The following is a 14,513-nucleotide window of genomic DNA, read 5'->3' as shown; positions in this document are numbered from 1 at the left end:
GAAAAAATTGAAAAAAATGCTTGCCAAAGGGAAAGTCTTTCACTAAATTAGCGCACCTCGACGGGCTGCAAGGCTTGAAGAGAAACGGTGAAGTGTCCGAGTGGTCGAAGGAGCACGCCTGGAAAGTGTGTATACGAGAAATCGTATCAAGGGTTCAAATCCCTTCTTCACCGCCACATTCTACAAAAAGCCCCCGCGCTGAAAAGCACGGGGGCTTTTTGCTTTCAAGGTCATTGGGGCTGCTGCGCAGCCCCTCGCGACACAAGGCCGCTCCCACAGGCGTACTCGATTTCCTGTGGGAACGGCCCCGGCACTCTAGAAGCTGATCGAAGCCGAAAGCCGAGCGGTACGCGGTGCCCCCTGGAACAGGTAGTTATCGCCCAGGTAATCGCCCACATCGCGCCAGTATCGCTTGTCGAGCACGTTATCCACCGTCAGCCGCAGCACCGTGTCATACCCGGCAATTCGGGTGCTGTAGCGGCTGCCCAGGTCGAACACGGTATACCCGCCAACCTCCACATTGCCCGCCTGGCTCGCATACTTGCTGGCGCTGTAGCGCGCCCCGCCCAGCAGCGCCAGCCCCGGAACCGGCAGGGTATATTCCGCATGCAGCGCCGCCCGGAATTCAGGCACGTTGACCGCCTGGTGCCCTTCATAGGCTTCGGTACCGCTGTTCTGCAGCCGCGCACGAATGGCTGCCGCACTGGCCTGTAGCTGCAGGTTGGGGGTCACCCGGCCGCTGGCGCCGAGTTCCAGGCCGGTATTTTTCTGTTGGCCTTGCTGCACGTAGGTGAAGTTGCCGGTGCCGTCCGGGCGCGCGTACTGGTAAGCCTGGCGGATCTGGAACAGGGCGGCGCTCAGGCTCAGGCCTTGCCAGTCGTGCTTGAGGCCAAGTTCCAGCTGGCGGGAGGTGGTGGGCGCCAAGATCTCGAACCTGTTCTCAGCGGAAAATGGTGCGGTACCGCCTGCAGACAGCCCTTTGGCGTAGCTCGCATATACAGTGGTGTTCGGCTGCAGCTTATAGATAACTGCAGCATTGGGCAGCAGCTGGTATTGGCGGGTATGGCGCCCGGCTACGCCGTTCTCGTCCCAGGTCTTTTCATCCAGGCGCACTTCGCGGGCGCCCAGCACGGTCTGCCATTGCTCGTTGAAGCTGATGCGGTCGCTGACGAACAAGCCGTACTGACGGCTGTCCAGTCGGCGTTCGCTGGCGCCTACGGGTTTGTCGGACGGGTCGAATGCAGGGGCGCCGGTGTCGATGTTGCCGGTACCGACCCATTCCATATAGCTGGGGCGCTGATCCAGTGTGCGCCGCTGCGCACTGGTGCCCACGGTCAGCTCGTGCCCCAACCCCAGCGCATCGAATTGCCCGTTGAGCATGGCCTGAGCCTCGTCGGTACGGCGGGTGTCGTCGGGGCTGCGGAAGTCATAGATGTCGTAGTCGCCCGTGCTGCCGAAAAACGCACCTTCACTCGAACCCCAGGCAAACGCGCTGTAGTCGTCGATTACCACTTTGCTGCGGGAGGCGCTCAAGGTGCCGGTCCAGATATCGTTGAAGCGGTACTCGAAGCGCCCGCCCAGGTTCAGCGAGTCGTTCTGCACGGGCTTGGCCCAATGCTGGTAGGCCAGGCGGTCTTCCGGGTCGATACCGTGTGGCACTTCAGTGCCTCCGAGCAGTTGGTAACCCGGCACCGACGACTGTTCGCGGTGCTGGTACTCGGCATCCAGCTGCAGGGTGGCATCCGGGTTGATCTGCCAGTCGAATGCCAGCGAGGCGAAGTCGCGCTTGCCGTCAGCGTGGTCGACGTAGGTGCGGATGTCTTCATGGGCCAGGTTGGCGCGCACGCCGAACTGCTTTTCGCTGCCGAACCAGCCGCCAAGGTCGGTGGCCAGATAGCGTTCGCCTTGTTCGTTGGTCGACACCGTGACGCTGCGTATGTCTTCGGCGCGCTTGGTGACATAGTTGACCAGGCCGCCCGGTTCCGACACGCCGGTCTGCAGCCCCGACAGGCCCTTGAGCAATTCCACCTGCTGCTTGTTCTCCAGGGCTACGTTCTGCTCGCCGGCAATGGTCTGGCCGTTGATGCGATAACTACTGGCGGCGTTCAGCTCGAAGCCGCGCACATTGAAGTTTTCGTAATAGCCGATGGGCGCATAGCTTTCGCCGACCGAGGCATCGCTTTGCAACACTTCGCTAAGCTTGCGTACCTGGCGATCTTCCAGCAACGGCTGGCTGAACACGCTGACAGAGGCGGGGGTGTCGAGCAGTGGCGCGGGCTGGAAGCCGCCCACAGCGGCCTGACGGGCCTGGTAGCCATCATTGGCGTAGGTGTCGGAGACCTGCAACGGGGCCAGCACCACGCTGTCTTCGGCAAACACAGGGGGGCACTGCAGGGCCAGGCCCAGGCTGAGCAGGCTCAGGGGCAGGCGGGGGTGATGCGGGGGCATGCGGTGGGGCTCCTGGATGCGCGATACCTGTGCCGGCCCTTTCGCGGGTAAACCCGCTCCTACACCGGGTAGTGAAATACCGGGTGGTGATACACCGGTTGGTGATACCCCTGTAGGAGCGGGTTTACCCGCGAAGAGGCCGGCACAGGCCATGAAAAAGGCGGCATCTTACCAGCCGCCTTCTACATAAAACGATCCAGACCCGGCGTATTCAGTCAGCCTGTCCTGGCCGGCCGCTTGTGCTGCCGCCAGTTGTCATCAATCTTCGACCAGGTCTTGCCATCGGTGCTGGCCATCAGCTTGCGTCCATCCTTGAAGGTGGCCAGAAAGGTCGCTTCTTCTTCCTTGCCGCCCAGCCACAGCCCGGCCAGCAGCCCCACTGGCCCTGCCACCAGAGCGCCGGCCACGCCCCAGCCCAAGGTGCTGCCCAGGCTGCGGCTGGATTCCAGGCTGGCCAGCCGCAAGTCGGTGATGCGTGCCAGGGAAATCCGCTCGCCGGGTGAGGGGCTGCGCGCCGTCTTGAGTGTGAGCGATCCATTGCGATACTCGCCTTCACCTTGCAAGAAATCGCCGGACTGCACCGTGAGTCTTGTCATAAAGTCATCCTGTCAGGGAAAGGGCCTTTTCCAGCAGTTACTGAGCGCTGCCCCGGCAGGCAAGTCAACGGCATTGCGACAGAGGGTAGTGCGGTACTTTGTCGCTGTGGCTGGCTCTTGGCGGGCGTGCCCGCGAAGAAGCCAGCGAGCATTTTTCAGGCCACCTGCAAGGTGTTCTTGCGCCTGCGTTCGGCCAATCCCCAGGCCAGCAACGCCAGCCCGCCAATCACCAGCCCCGCCACCACGATCCCCATCCAGCCTTGGCGCTGGAACAGCTGCGTGCCCAGCAACGACCCAAGGGCCCCGCCAATGAAGTAGCAGGTGATATAACCGGCATTCAGCCGCGTGCGTGCCTCGGGCCGCAGGGCGATCACGGCGTTCTGGTTGCTCACATGCACCAGCTGTACCGCCAGGTCGAGCATCAGCACGCCCAGCAGCAAGGCGAGCAGGGACTGTTCGGCAAACCCCAGCGGCACCCACGACAGCAACAACACTACCAGGCCCACGGTGGTCCCCAGCGCGCCCTTGCCACGGTCTGCCAGGCGCCCGGCCCAGTTGGCCGACAAAGCACCCGCCGCACCGGCCAGGCCGAACAGGCCGATCACTGCGTCCGAATAGTGGTAGGGGCCTTTGGCCAGCAGAAACGCCAGTGGGGTCCAGAACAGGGCGAACAGGCTGAATGCCAACAGGCCGAGCAGCGAGCGCAGGCGCAGCACGGGCTCTTCGATGAACAGGCGGAACACGGAACCGATCAGCGCCGGGTATTTCAGCCCGGCATGGCTGTGGTGCTGTGGCAGGCTGCGGTACAGCGCCACGGCGGTAAGTGCCATGAGCACTGCGGCCAGCACGTAGATACTGCGCCAGCCACCCAGCTCGGCCATGAAGCCGGCAGCCGTACGCGCCAGCAGAATGCCCAGCAGCAGGCCGCTCATCAGCGTGCCGACCGCGCGCCCACGCTGATGCGGCTCGCTCAGCGTCGCTGCCATCGGCACGAGAATCTGTGCCACCACCGAGAACAGCCCGGTCAGCGCCGTGCCCAGCAGCAGCCAGGGCAGGCTGGGTGCGCAGGCGCTGATGACCAGGCCCAAGGTGGAGACAACGGTCATCACGGTAATCAGCCGGCGCTGCTCGAACAGGTCGCCCAGCGGTGCCAGCAGCAACAGGCCGGCGCCATAACTGAGCTGCGCGGCAATCACGATGCTGCCGGCGCTAGCGGTGCTCAAGCCAAACTGCTGGGCGATGCTGTGCAGCAGCGGTTGGGCGTAGTAGTTGCTGGCCACGGCCAGGCCTGTGGCGGTTGCCATCAGCAGGATCAGGGCGCGGCTGAGAGTGGGGGTGTGCATGCAGTTCTCGTGGGGCAGTGGTGTGGTGGTGATTATCAGGAAGTGTCAGGCATGACACCAATGTATAGTTTTCAACCTATTCATCTTGAAAGCAGATAGATCGATGAACCTCAAGCAGCTCGAATACGCCCTTGCCGTGGCCGACACCGGTAGTTTTACCCGCGCGGCGGAGCGCTGCCATGTGGTGCAGTCGGCCCTTAGCCACCAGGTGGCGCGGCTTGAGGCGCAGCTGGGGGTGAGCCTGTTCGAGCGTAGTTCGCGACGGGTGCGCCTGACACCTGCGGGGGAGGCCTTTGTGCTCAGTGCACGGCCAGCGGTGGAGGCGGCCCGGCGCATTGCCGATGACGTGGCGGCGGCCTGCGGCCAGGTGCGTGGGCGGCTGGCGATTGGTGAAATCAGCTCGCTCACCGCGCTGGACCTGGTCGACCTGTTGGCGGTGTTTCACGGTCGTTTCCCGGATGTGGATGTACGCTGGCTTACGGCCAAGAGCGAATTGCTGATCGCTGATGTGCTCGAGCGGCGCCTGGACGTGGGCTTTATCGGGCTGTGGCAGGGCGAGGTGGTGCAGGGGGTGCAGCATCGCTTGTTGGCCAGGGAAGAGCTGGTGGCTGTGTTGCCGTCGGGGCATCGCCTGGCGGGCAGGGCACAGCTGGCGCTGGCTGACCTGGCAGGCGAAGTGCTGGTGGACTTCCCCGAAGGCACCGGGGCGCGACGCCAGACCGACGAGGCGTTTGAAGCGGTGGGGTTGCAGCGTCGGGTGCAGTTCGAGATCGGGCATGTTCGTCTAGTAGAGAAATTCGTGCAGCGGGGCATGGCCGTCGGCCTGGTGCCCGAGCGGGTGGCTCTGGGTATCGAAGGTGTAGCCGTGGCGCCGTTGGTGGATGCACCGGTGCGACACTTGTATGCGGTGTGGTCGTCCAGCCCCACACCGGCTGCCCGAGCTTTTCTGGACGTGATGGAACAGTGCCTGGGGGCGAAGAAAGGCTAAGCCTGTGCCGGCGCTGTCGCGGCACAGGCAACCCTTCAATCAGGCTGCAAACCCGCCATCCACCGTCAGGCTGGCGCCGGTGATATACCCGGCTTCAGGCCCGGCCAGGTAAGCCACAAAGCTGGCAATCTCCTCCGGCTCGCCATACCGCCCAATGGCCATCAGCGGGATCAGGCTCTCGGCAAACTCGCCGCTGGCCGGGTTCATGTCGGTGTCCACCGGCCCGGGCTGCACGTTGTTCACGGTAATGCCTTGCGGCCCAAGGTCGCGTGCCATGCCGCGGGTCAGGCCAACCAGTGCCGACTTGCTCATGGCGTACGGTGCACCGCCGGCAAACGGCATGCGTTCAGCGTTGGTGCTGCCAATGTTGATGATACGACCCCCCTGGCCCATATAGCGCGCTGCGGCCTGGCTGGCGACGAACACGCTGCGTACGTTCACGGCCAGCATGCGATCGAAGTCGGCCAGGTCGAACGCTGTCACCGGGGCCACGGCCAGCACGCCGGCGTTGTTGACCAGGATATCCAGCGTGCCGAAGGCCTTTACGGTGTCATCCACCGCCAGCTGCACGGCTGCGGCATCAGCGCTGTCAGCCCGCAGGGCCAAGGCTTTGCCGCCGTTTTCGGTAATTTCCCGGGCCAGCGCTTCAGCCGGACCGGCAGAGCTGACATAGGTGAAGGCCACTTGCGCGCCTTCACGGGCCAGGCGCCGCACGATGGCTGCGCCAATACCGCGGGAGCCGCCCTGAACCAGGGCCACTTTGCCTTCGAGTGTAAGTTGCTTGGACATGCTGATCTCCTGCTGGAAGCCAGGCCGAAATGCCTTGGATGGGCAAAGTATCGGCGCTCGATTACCTGCTGATAAGATGGCAATCACTATCAGCAGAGTAAACCTTTGGTTGCTAATCATGGCTATGGAATCGTTCAACGCGCTGGAATGCTTCATTCGCAGTGCCGAGGTGGGCAGTTTTGCCGAGGCCGCCAGGCGCCTGAGCCTTACCCCGGCCGCCGTGGGCAAGCACGTTGCACAGCTGGAGGCGCGCCTGGGTGTGCGGTTGTTCCAGCGTAGTACCCGCAAGCTGACCTTGACTGAAGCAGGGCAGCGTTTTCTCGGTGAGGTCAGTGACAGCTTTCGCACCATTCAGTACGCGGTGGCCAACCTGGCCAGTGCAGAAGGCCAGCCGGCCGGGTTGTTGCGGGTGAGCATGGGCACGGTGTTCGGGCGTTTGTATGTGCTGCCGTTGCTGGGGGAATTTTTGCGCCGATACCCGGCCATTACCCCGGATTGGCATTTTGACAACCGCCAGGTCGACCTGATCGGCCAGGGCTTCGATGCAGCGATTGGTGGTGGTTTTGAACTGCCACCGGGGGTGGTGGCGCGCAAGCTGACCCCGGCGCACCGGGTGTTGGTGGCAGCACCGGCCTATCTGCAGCGGCACGCGCCGATAGAAGACCCGCAGGTGCTGCAACGCCATGACGGCATCCTGATCCGGTCACCGCAGACCGGGCGGGTGCGCTCGTGGCCGCTGACCAACCGTTGGCAGGCGCAGCAGCCGCTGCAATTGCGCCAGGCGATGACCATGAGCGACTCGGACGCGGCGTGCGCGGTGGCCGAGCAGGGGCTGGGTATTGCCCTGGTGAGTTTGCCGTTTGCCGTGCCCTACTTGCAGGCCGGGCGGCTGCTGCGGGTGTTGCCGGACTGGTATGTGGACGATGGGCATATCAGCCTGTATTTCGCCGAGCACAAGCTGTTGCCGGGCAAGACCCGGGCGTTCATCGATTTTGTGGTGGAGCAGTTTGCCGAGCAGGGGCTGGCGGGGCGGTTCGATGCCTTGCAGGCCCTTTAGAGAATTATTGCCTGTGCCGGCCCTTTCGCGGGCCCGCCCGCTCCCACAGGGATATCACAGCCCTGAAGGCAGTGGGACCCTTGTGGGAGCGAGCGGGCCCGCGAAGAGGCCGGTTCAGACAACATCGACAATGAACGATACCTGCGCCCCCAGGCTCACCTCGTCATCCACCCGCTTGCCCAGCAACAGCTGCCCCAGCGGCGAACGCGGGGTAATCACCGTCACCAACCCGTCGCCTTCGCCAATCTTCAACCCCGCTGCCTCAGGCCCGAGAAACAGCCGGCGCTGCCCGCCATCTTCATTTTCCAGGGTCACCAGGTTGCTTACCTGCACACCGCGCGCCGGGTTGTAATCACGCAGCAGCAACTGCTGGTAGATCACCAGCGCCTGGCGGATCTCGGCACTGCGGCGGGCCTGGCCGGTGGCCAGGTACGAGGCCTCCAGGCCGAGGGTGTCGTACTTGTTCTCGGCGATGTTCTCTTCGGCGGTGGCGGCCTCGTAGGCGGTTTGCGCCGCGCGGGTCAGCACGTCCAGGTCATGCTCGAGGGTGGCGACAATCAGCGCCAGCAGGTGGGGCTTGTCCATGGTCAGTAACAGAACTCCAGCACGTTGGCCTGGCTTTTTTCGGTGGGCGCGGTACGGTTTTGCTGCAGCCAGAACTGGCACTTGGGGCTGTTGAGGTTGCGCGGGTTGCCCTGGGCGGCATCGGCGGCCTGTTGCAGTTCCTGTTTGTGCAGGATGTCCTTGTAGCGTTCGAACATCTCGGCCTGGGCATCCTGGCCATTGGCCGGCGCGGGTGTTGCAACGGGGTGGTGCGCGTGGGGGGCTACAACCTGGGCCAGAGGCTGCACCTGCTGTGGCCACAACTGCTGGGCCAGCCACAGGCTCACGGCAATGGCCATGGCGCCCAGCCACAGGCCCAAGGCAACGCACATGATCAACGGCAACGGCTTGAGGGTGATCTTCAGTTCTCGGTGGCGCGGCATGGCAGCCTCCTGGCAGCGTGGTAGGGAGGCATTGTCGCATGCGCTTGGGCATTTTTCTGCGCAGGTGCTTTTGTCTGCGCCAATTTATGAGCAGAATTCGCGGTTTTTGCACCAGCACGGGAGGGGCGCATGAAAGCCACCTGGGACATCTTCTGCAGCGTCGTCGACAATTACGGCGATATCGGCGTGACCTGGCGCCTGGCCCGGCAGTTGGTGGCCGAGCACGGTTTGGCGGTGCGCCTGTGGGTGGATGACCTCAACGCGTTCACGCCCATGTGCCCTGGCGCCGATGCCGCGGCTGCGCAACAGTGGCAGCACGGCGTGGAGGTGCGCCACTGGCCGGTAACGTGGTCGCCGGTGGCGCCGGCCGATGTGGTGATCGGCGCGTTCGCCTGCCAGTTGCCCACGGCGTATGTCGAGGCCATGCGTGCCCGTGCGCATCCGCCGCTCTGGCTCAACCTCGAGTACCTGAGTGCCGAGGACTGGGTGGAGGGTTGCCATGGGTTGCCTTCGCCGCAGCCCAACGGTTTGCGCAAGGTGTTTTTTTTCCCGGGCTTTACCGAGAAAACGGGCGGTTTGCTGCGCGAGGGTTCGCTGCTGGCCCGGCGTGACGCGTTCCAGCAGTCGACGGATGCGCGCCGAACCTTTTTGCAGGGGCTTGGTGTAGACCCTGTGCCGGGTGCGCTGCTGATCTCGCTGTTTGCCTATGAAAACCCGCAGTTGGGCAACTGGCTTGATGCCCTGGCCACGGCTGACCAGGCCTGCCACCTGTTGGTCCCGCAAGGGCGCATCGTCGCGGGGCTCAGCCAGTGGCTTGGCGAGGCGCCGCTGCACGTGGGTGATGTGCGTACGCGTGGGGCGCTGACCTTACAGGTGCTGCCGTTCGTCAGCCAGGACGACTTCGACCGGCTGTTATGGAGCTGCGATTTCAATGCCGTGCGCGGCGAAGACTCGTTCGTGCGTGCGCAGTGGGCCGGGCAGCCGATGCTGTGGCACATCTATGTGCAGGACGAGAATGCCCATTGGGAAAAGCTCGAAGCGTTCCTCGCGCATTATCGACGCGGCCTGTCAGGCGATGCTGATGCCGCCCTGCTGGGCCTGTGGCGTGCGTGGAACATGGATTTCGACATGGGCCAGGCCTGGCGGGCGGCCCGCCAGCATTGGCCGGAACTGCAGCAGCATGCCCGCCTTTGGGCGGCGCGACAGGCCGCTCAGCCGGACCTTGCCACAGCGCTAGTACACTTTTACCGAAATTCGCTATGATACGCGGCCTCGATTTTTATAAATCCATCCAGATTCGGATACTTCGTAATGAAAACTGGTAAAGAACTGAAACCCGGTACCGTCCTGCGGATCGACAACGACCCGTGGCTGGTTCAAAAAGCTGAGTTCACCAAGTCGGGCCGTAACAGCGCGATCATGAAGACCAAGCTGAAGAACCTGCTGACCGGCTACAAGACCGAAACCGTATACGGTGCGGACGACAAGCTGGACGACGTGATCCTGGATCGCAAAGAAGCGACCCTGTCGTTCATCAATGGTGACGAGTACACCTTCATGGACACCACCGACTACACCATGTACGAGCTGAACGCCGAAGACATCGAAGCCGTTCTGCCGTACATCGAAGAAGGCATGGAAGACGTCTGCGAAGCCGTGTTCTTCGAAGGCCGCCTGGTATCGGTTGAACTGCCAACCACCATCAGCCGTAAAGTTGTCTACACCGAGAACGCTGCTCGCGGTGACACCTCCGGCAAAGTCATGAAGCCTGCCAAGCTGGCGAACGGTACCGAGATCTCGGTTGCCGACTTCATCCAGATCGACGAGTGGATCGACATCGACACTCGCGACAACAGCTTCAAAGGCCGTTCCAAGAAGTAATGCTTCTTGCGAGACGCAAAAAACCCGGCGAAAGCCGGGTTTTTTTATGCCTGTGTACTCGTGCTTTTGTAGGAGCGGCCTTGTGTCGCGAAAGGGCCGCAAGGCGACCCCGGCAATTTTTGACTACATGCCGAACGCCTGGGGCCGCTTCGCGCCCCTTTCGCAACACAAGGCCGCTCCTACACGGGATCGCACAAGCCTTTGCGCTTACACGGTTACGTGCAGGCGCACATCCACATTACCGCGGGTGGCATTGGAATACGGGCAAACCTGGTGCGCCTTTTCCACCAGCCCTTCGGCATCGGCCTGGGCCAGGCCCGGCAGGTTGATGTGCAGGTCGATGTCCAGGCCGAAACCGCCCGGGATCTGGCCGATGCCCACCTTGGCGGTGATCGAGGCATCTGCCGGCAGGGCTTTCTTCTGTTGCCCGGCCACGAACTTCAAGGCGCCGATGAAGCAGGCCGAGTAACCGGCGGCGAACAGCTGCTCGGGGTTGGTGCCGTCACCGCCTGCGCCGCCCAGTTCCTTGGGGGTGCTGAGGCTGACTTCCAGCTTGCCGTCGCTGGAACGGGATTTGCCGTCGCGCCCACCGGTGGAGGTTGCTTCTGCGATGTACAGCGGAGTGACCTTTTGCATCTTGAGCCTCGCTAATGTGCTTTGCGCTCCCGTTTGCAGGAGGGCGGGGTTGGTGTGGGATTTAAATTAGCGCGCAATTAGTTAGTGCGCAAGATAAATAATCACCGTTCATCCGAATGGCCATCACACAGCATAGCGCTCAGAGGTTTTTCTGCAGGTTTTCGCGCAGGTTCAGCAGGTCGGCTTGCAGTTTCTGCAGCTGCTCCAGGCTGCGCCCGCTGGCCTTGAGAATGCACGGCGGCACCTCTTTGGCCTGCTGTTGCAGGGCGCGGCCCTTGTCGGTCAGCTGTACCATCACGACCCGTTCATCTTCGCGACTGCGGTTACGCTGTAACAGGCCTTCGCTTTCCAGGCGCTTGAGCAGCGGGGTCAGCGAGCCTGGGTCGGTCAGCAGGTGCTGGCTGATTTCGCCCACGGTCAGGCCGTCTCGCTCCCACAGCACGAGCATGGCAAGGTATTGCGGGTAGGTCAGGCCCAGCGCCTGCAGCAGCGGTTTGTAGACCTTGGTCATCAGTAACGAGGTGGAGTGCAGGGCGAAACAGACCTGGTTATCCAGCAGCAGCTCGTCACAGGAGGCTTGGGTGTCGGCGTTCATGCAGGTCCTTGAAAGTCATCAATGGAAAATTCTGGCACGCTGATCATCAGTGCGCGAATTAATCGCGCAGTTCACTGCGCAAGGCCAGGTCCCAGGGTGGAATCGGGCTGAAGCGGCTCTTGAGGAATTCGAGCAACAAACGGCTGCGAGAGTTCGTTTCATGTGCCAGGCGTAGCGCGTAAATGCCGCTGGTCTCGGCTTCAGGCAAGCCGCCGTCGCAGAACAACGGGATCAGTTCGCCGCGTAGCAGGTACTCACTGATCAGCCAAGTGGGCAAGTGAGCTATCCCCAGGCCGGCGAGGGCGCCGAACAGCAGGGTTTCGGCATTGTTGGCGGCCATGCGCATGCGCGTGGGGCGGTACAGGCGGGTTTGCCCGGCCACACTGAAGCGCCAGGCGAACGGGGGCGCCAGGCCATCCCAGTCCAGCCCGTCATGCCTGGGCAGTTCGCTGGGGCAGGTGGGTATGCCGCGGCTGGCCAGGTAGGCGGGGCTGGCGCAGGCGATGCGCACCATGTAGGCGAGCGGTGTGGCGACCAGGCGGGTGTCGGCCAATGGGCCGGCGCGCAGCACCAGGTCGACCTCGCCCAGGTGGCTGCCATGCAGGTCGACGAAGCTGTCGATCAACCGCAGTTGCACGTCCAGGCCCGGGTAGGCCACCAGGAAGTCGGCAATGGCCGGGGCCAGGTGGCGGCGGCCAAACGCGGCAGGGGCGTCGATGCGGATCAGGCCTTCCGGGGCATTACTCAGTGACACCGCTTCAGCCCGGGCCAGGCGCAACTCCTCGATGATGCGTCTGGCCCGCTCGGCAAAGGCATTGCCTGCAGGCGTGGCCCGCACCGCGTGGGTGCTGCGGGTGAACAGGCGGCTGCCGACGGCGCTTTCCAGGTTGTCGATGCGCCGTGCTACCGCAGATGGAGTCAGCGGGTGGCGACGTGCGGCGGCAGAAAAGCTGCCGGTTTCCAGCACATCGAGGAACAGGCTCAATTGATCGGTCAGGGTATCGGGGCTCATGGCTGCCTTGCTTTTGCGAAGAACGCACAGCCATTGTGCGCTGCTGTGCGTTTCCCCGCCAGCGCACAGTCGTTAGCATGCTGGGATTATTGGTACAGGCGGACGAGGCCCTGATGATCGAGTGGTTGTTGTATATCGCGCTGGGCGCTGCCCTGGGCACCATGGGGGGCTTGTTCGGTATTGGCGGCGGGCTGATTGCGATTCCGGCGTTGGGCGTGCTGTTTGGCCTGGACCAGCAGTTGGCGCAGGGGACCGCCCTGGTGATGGTGGTGCCGAACGTGCTGCTGGCGCTGTGGCGGTATCACCAGCGCAACCGCATTGCATTGCGCCATGCGTTGCCGCTGTCGGCGTGCAGCTTCTTGTTTGCCTGGCTGGGGTCGATCTGGGCGGTGGGGCTCGATGCGCATTCCATGCGCCTGGGTTTTGTCGGCTTCCTGGTAGCGCTGGCAGTGTGGAACGTGGTGCGGATGTTCATGAAGGTGTCGCCACCGAGTGCCGAGCTGCGTCATGCCTGGCCGTGGCTGGGTGTGCTGGGCAGCTTTGCCGGCACCATGGGTGGCTTGTTCGGGGTGGGTGGGGCCGTGGTGGCCACGCCGGTCCTGACCAGTGTGTTCGGCGCTACTCAGGTGGTGGCGCAGGGGCTGTCACTGGCGCTGGCGGCGCCGAGTACATTGGTCACGCTGGTGACCTATGGCGTGCACCATAGCGTTGACTGGGGGGTTGGGGTTCCCTTGGCGGTGGGGGGCTTGCTCAGCATCAGCTGGGGCGTGAAGCTGGCCCATGCGTTGCCGGAGAAGGTATTGCGGGCGATGTTCTGTGTGTTTCTGGTGCTCTGTGCGGTGATGCTGGGGTTTGAGCTTTGAGATGTTGGGGCCGTTTTTCGGCCCCGGATCACTTGAAACCCTCAACGATGTAGTTGGCCATGCAGTCGGTGATTGGCGAGGAGGTTTGCGTACTGCGCACCAGCATGACATTGGCCATGGGCAACTGCGGCAGCCCTTCGTTCTCACCCAGAATGCGGATGTTGCCCCCGATCAGGCTCTGCAGCTGCGCGGTCACTGCCAGCCCGGCCGTGACGATGGCAAAGATTGCCGCCAGGCTCGGGCTGGTGTAGGCAATACGGTAATCGATGCCCTGTGCCTCCAGCGCATTGCAGGTCCAGGCGCGACAGAAGCAGTCGGTGTTGAACAGCGCCACCGGCATCGGCCGCTGTTCGTGCGGGCAAAATCCTTCTGCCGCGGCCCACACCAGGCGTTCCTGGCGCAGCAACTGGCCAATCTCGTTGCCGGGCTCGCGGGTGACGATGGTCAGGTCCAGGTCCTGGCGCAGCATCAACTGCTTGGATGAATCGCAATGCACTTCCACCTGCACCAGCGGGTAGGCCTGGGCAAAGCTCGACAGGATGGTCGGCAGGAAGCGCATGGCGTAGTCGTCCGGTGTGCCGATACGTACCAGCCCAACCATGTGCGGCATGCGCAGGGTGTTGAACACCTCGCCATGCAACTTGAGAATGCGCCGGGCATACCCCAGCAGGACCTGGCCCTCGGCGGTCAGCCGCACCTGACGGCCATCACGCTCGAATAGCTGGCGCTGCAGAATGTCTTCTTCCAGGCGTTTCATCTGCATGCTGACTGCTGACTGGGTGCGGTTGACCACTTCGCCTGCGCGGGTAAAGCCGCCTTGCTCGGCGATGGCGACGAAGGTGCGCAGCACGTCCGCGTCGAGGCTTTGGTATTGGGACATTGCATCAATCTCCGAGATGCATCACATCAGAAACATTCGTTGGATTGATCTTATGCCTGGCGTGAGACTGAGGCCATCAAGACGGAGGGCTTCACGATGAAAGGTCATGTCAGCAGCATCCAGCAACCTGCCTTTTCCCTGAGCTACCTGTGGCACGCGGCTTTGCAGCGTCCGGCGCGTTGGCTGGAGTTGTACCGTCAGCGTCAGGAGCTGGCCAGCCTCAGTGATGCAACCTTGCGCGACCTTGGGTTGAGCCGGGCGGATATACATCAAGAGGCCGAGCGGCATTTTTGGGATGATCCACTGAGGAAGTGATGCCAGGCGTGGCGGTCGCTTTTGCTCCTGCTCCTGCTCCTGCTCCTGCTCCTGCTTTGGTTTTTTGCTTCTAAGCGCGCGGTCCTCCCGGGAGCAAGCCCGGAGCGAGGGGACCCCGGAGCGT

General features: G+C 63.1%; 16 protein-coding genes and 1 tRNA gene. 7 read left to right on the top strand and 10 right to left on the bottom strand.

The features are described 5' to 3' along the window. Positions 1 to 86: 86 nt before the first annotated feature. A tRNA-Ser gene (locus tag LVS58_RS03385) sits at positions 87 to 176 on the top strand. Positions 177 to 315: 139 nt separating this feature from the next. On the opposite strand, the gene LVS58_RS03380 is transcribed toward LVS58_RS03385, so the two are convergent. From LVS58_RS03380 to LVS58_RS03370, 3 genes are all read right to left on the bottom strand, one after another. Next, on the bottom strand, positions 316 to 2,448 hold the full coding sequence (locus tag LVS58_RS03380) for a TonB-dependent siderophore receptor (RefSeq protein WP_233689882.1): 2,133 nt from the start codon (positions 2,446 to 2,448) through the stop codon (positions 316 to 318). A 215-nt stretch (positions 2,449 to 2,663) separates the two neighbouring features. After that, positions 2,664 to 3,044 (bottom strand): hypothetical protein, encoded by a 381-nt coding sequence (locus LVS58_RS03375; RefSeq protein WP_233689881.1) that lies wholly within the window; start codon positions 3,042 to 3,044, stop codon positions 2,664 to 2,666. A 155-nt stretch (positions 3,045 to 3,199) separates the two neighbouring features. Continuing rightward, positions 3,200 to 4,387 (bottom strand): MFS transporter, encoded by a 1,188-nt coding sequence (locus tag LVS58_RS03370; RefSeq protein WP_233689880.1) that lies wholly within the window; start codon positions 4,385 to 4,387, stop codon positions 3,200 to 3,202. Between the two features lie 103 nt (positions 4,388 to 4,490). Here LVS58_RS03370 and LVS58_RS03365 point away from each other — a divergent pair, with 103 nt between their 5' ends. Continuing rightward, positions 4,491 to 5,375 (top strand): LysR family transcriptional regulator, encoded by an 885-nt coding sequence (locus LVS58_RS03365; RefSeq protein ID WP_233689879.1) that lies wholly within the window; start codon positions 4,491 to 4,493, stop codon positions 5,373 to 5,375. A gap of 39 nt (positions 5,376 to 5,414) precedes the next feature. Here the strand turns inward: LVS58_RS03365 and LVS58_RS03360 are convergent, their stop codons facing one another. Then, the gene (locus tag LVS58_RS03360; protein WP_233689878.1) at positions 5,415 to 6,164 is read right to left on the bottom strand and encodes a 3-oxoacyl-ACP reductase family protein; all 750 of its coding nucleotides are present in this window, start codon (positions 6,162 to 6,164) and stop codon (positions 5,415 to 5,417) included. 118 nt (positions 6,165 to 6,282) lie between these two features. Between LVS58_RS03360 and LVS58_RS03355 the strand changes: the two genes are divergently transcribed. After that, positions 6,283 to 7,221 carry a LysR family transcriptional regulator gene (locus LVS58_RS03355; protein ID WP_233689877.1) on the top strand — a complete coding sequence of 313 codons (939 nt, stop codon included), beginning with the start codon at positions 6,283 to 6,285 and terminating at the stop codon, positions 7,219 to 7,221. A gap of 114 nt (positions 7,222 to 7,335) precedes the next feature. Here the strand turns inward: LVS58_RS03355 and LVS58_RS03350 are convergent, their stop codons facing one another. Further along, positions 7,336 to 7,806, bottom strand: a complete 471-nt coding sequence (locus tag LVS58_RS03350) for a GreA/GreB family elongation factor (RefSeq protein ID WP_233689876.1) — start codon at positions 7,804 to 7,806, stop codon at positions 7,336 to 7,338. 2 nt (positions 7,807 to 7,808) lie between these two features. Beyond that, positions 7,809 to 8,207, bottom strand: coding sequence for a hypothetical protein (locus LVS58_RS03345; protein ID WP_233689875.1), 399 nt, complete (start codon positions 8,205 to 8,207; stop codon positions 7,809 to 7,811). A gap of 129 nt (positions 8,208 to 8,336) precedes the next feature. On the opposite strand from LVS58_RS03345, the gene earP reads away from it, so the two are divergent. Together earP and efp are read left to right on the top strand one after the other, a co-directional pair. Beyond that, positions 8,337 to 9,470, top strand: a complete 1,134-nt coding sequence (gene earP, locus LVS58_RS03340; RefSeq protein WP_233689874.1) for an elongation factor P maturation arginine rhamnosyltransferase EarP — start codon at positions 8,337 to 8,339, stop codon at positions 9,468 to 9,470. A 48-nt stretch (positions 9,471 to 9,518) separates the two neighbouring features. Next, positions 9,519 to 10,088 (top strand): elongation factor P, encoded by a 570-nt coding sequence (efp, locus tag LVS58_RS03335; protein ID WP_003252871.1) that lies wholly within the window; start codon positions 9,519 to 9,521, stop codon positions 10,086 to 10,088. 207 nt (positions 10,089 to 10,295) lie between these two features. On the opposite strand, the gene LVS58_RS03330 is transcribed toward efp, so the two are convergent. The 3 genes from LVS58_RS03330 to LVS58_RS03320 all read right to left on the bottom strand — a co-directional run bounded on the left by LVS58_RS03330 (position 10,296) and on the right by LVS58_RS03320 (position 12,331). Beyond that, positions 10,296 to 10,724, bottom strand: coding sequence for an organic hydroperoxide resistance protein (locus LVS58_RS03330; RefSeq protein ID WP_233689873.1), 429 nt, complete (start codon positions 10,722 to 10,724; stop codon positions 10,296 to 10,298). A gap of 139 nt (positions 10,725 to 10,863) precedes the next feature. Next, positions 10,864 to 11,319, bottom strand: coding sequence for a MarR family winged helix-turn-helix transcriptional regulator (locus LVS58_RS03325; RefSeq protein ID WP_012053328.1), 456 nt, complete (start codon positions 11,317 to 11,319; stop codon positions 10,864 to 10,866). Positions 11,320 to 11,377: 58 nt separating this feature from the next. Further along, on the bottom strand, positions 11,378 to 12,331 hold the full coding sequence (locus tag LVS58_RS03320; RefSeq protein WP_233689872.1) for a LysR family transcriptional regulator: 954 nt from the start codon (positions 12,329 to 12,331) through the stop codon (positions 11,378 to 11,380). Between the two features lie 113 nt (positions 12,332 to 12,444). Here LVS58_RS03320 and LVS58_RS03315 point away from each other — a divergent pair, with 113 nt between their 5' ends. Further along, a complete protein-coding gene (locus LVS58_RS03315) occupies positions 12,445 to 13,194 on the top strand; it encodes a sulfite exporter TauE/SafE family protein (RefSeq protein ID WP_233690276.1) in 750 nt (249 codons plus the stop codon). Between the two features lie 28 nt (positions 13,195 to 13,222). Here the strand turns inward: LVS58_RS03315 and LVS58_RS03310 are convergent, their stop codons facing one another. Next, positions 13,223 to 14,074, bottom strand: coding sequence for a LysR substrate-binding domain-containing protein (locus tag LVS58_RS03310; protein WP_233689871.1), 852 nt, complete (start codon positions 14,072 to 14,074; stop codon positions 13,223 to 13,225). A gap of 96 nt (positions 14,075 to 14,170) precedes the next feature. Between LVS58_RS03310 and LVS58_RS03305 the strand changes: the two genes are divergently transcribed. Beyond that, on the top strand, positions 14,171 to 14,389 hold the full coding sequence (locus LVS58_RS03305) for a DUF1127 domain-containing protein (RefSeq protein ID WP_233689870.1): 219 nt from the start codon (positions 14,171 to 14,173) through the stop codon (positions 14,387 to 14,389). Positions 14,390 to 14,513: the final 124 nt, after the last annotated feature.

Source organism: Pseudomonas sp. JR33AA (genome assembly GCF_021378985.1).
GTDB classification, from domain to species: Bacteria; Pseudomonadota; Gammaproteobacteria; order Pseudomonadales; family Pseudomonadaceae; genus Aquipseudomonas; species Aquipseudomonas alloputida.
The sequence above is the reverse complement of the archived record's forward strand: the minus strand, read 5'-3'. Positions and strand labels throughout refer to the sequence as shown.

What these genes read in the sequence shown, in the direction of transcription:
- LVS58_RS03380 (WP_233689882.1), bottom strand. Translation starts at nt 2,448, where the DNA reads ATGCCCCCGCATCACCCCCGCCTGCCCCTGAGCCTGCTCAGCCTGGGC.
- LVS58_RS03375 (WP_233689881.1), bottom strand. Translation starts at nt 3,044, where the DNA reads ATGACAAGACTCACGGTGCAGTCCGGCGATTTCTTGCAAGGTGAAGGC.
- LVS58_RS03370 (WP_233689880.1), bottom strand. Translation starts at nt 4,387, where the DNA reads ATGCACACCCCCACTCTCAGCCGCGCCCTGATCCTGCTGATGGCAACC.
- LVS58_RS03365 (WP_233689879.1), top strand. Translation starts at nt 4,491, where the DNA reads ATGAACCTCAAGCAGCTCGAATACGCCCTTGCCGTGGCCGACACCGGT.
- LVS58_RS03360 (WP_233689878.1), bottom strand. Translation starts at nt 6,164, where the DNA reads ATGTCCAAGCAACTTACACTCGAAGGCAAAGTGGCCCTGGTTCAGGGC.
- LVS58_RS03355 (WP_233689877.1), top strand. Translation starts at nt 6,283, where the DNA reads ATGGCTATGGAATCGTTCAACGCGCTGGAATGCTTCATTCGCAGTGCC.
- LVS58_RS03350 (WP_233689876.1), bottom strand. Translation starts at nt 7,806, where the DNA reads ATGGACAAGCCCCACCTGCTGGCGCTGATTGTCGCCACCCTCGAGCAT.
- LVS58_RS03345 (WP_233689875.1), bottom strand. Translation starts at nt 8,207, where the DNA reads ATGCCGCGCCACCGAGAACTGAAGATCACCCTCAAGCCGTTGCCGTTG.
- earP (WP_233689874.1), top strand. Translation starts at nt 8,337, where the DNA reads ATGAAAGCCACCTGGGACATCTTCTGCAGCGTCGTCGACAATTACGGC.
- efp (WP_003252871.1), top strand. Translation starts at nt 9,519, where the DNA reads ATGAAAACTGGTAAAGAACTGAAACCCGGTACCGTCCTGCGGATCGAC.
- LVS58_RS03330 (WP_233689873.1), bottom strand. Translation starts at nt 10,724, where the DNA reads ATGCAAAAGGTCACTCCGCTGTACATCGCAGAAGCAACCTCCACCGGT.
- LVS58_RS03325 (WP_012053328.1), bottom strand. Translation starts at nt 11,319, where the DNA reads ATGAACGCCGACACCCAAGCCTCCTGTGACGAGCTGCTGCTGGATAAC.
- LVS58_RS03320 (WP_233689872.1), bottom strand. Translation starts at nt 12,331, where the DNA reads ATGAGCCCCGATACCCTGACCGATCAATTGAGCCTGTTCCTCGATGTG.
- LVS58_RS03315 (WP_233690276.1), top strand. Translation starts at nt 12,445, where the DNA reads ATGATCGAGTGGTTGTTGTATATCGCGCTGGGCGCTGCCCTGGGCACC.
- LVS58_RS03310 (WP_233689871.1), bottom strand. Translation starts at nt 14,074, where the DNA reads ATGTCCCAATACCAAAGCCTCGACGCGGACGTGCTGCGCACCTTCGTC.
- LVS58_RS03305 (WP_233689870.1), top strand. Translation starts at nt 14,171, where the DNA reads ATGAAAGGTCATGTCAGCAGCATCCAGCAACCTGCCTTTTCCCTGAGC.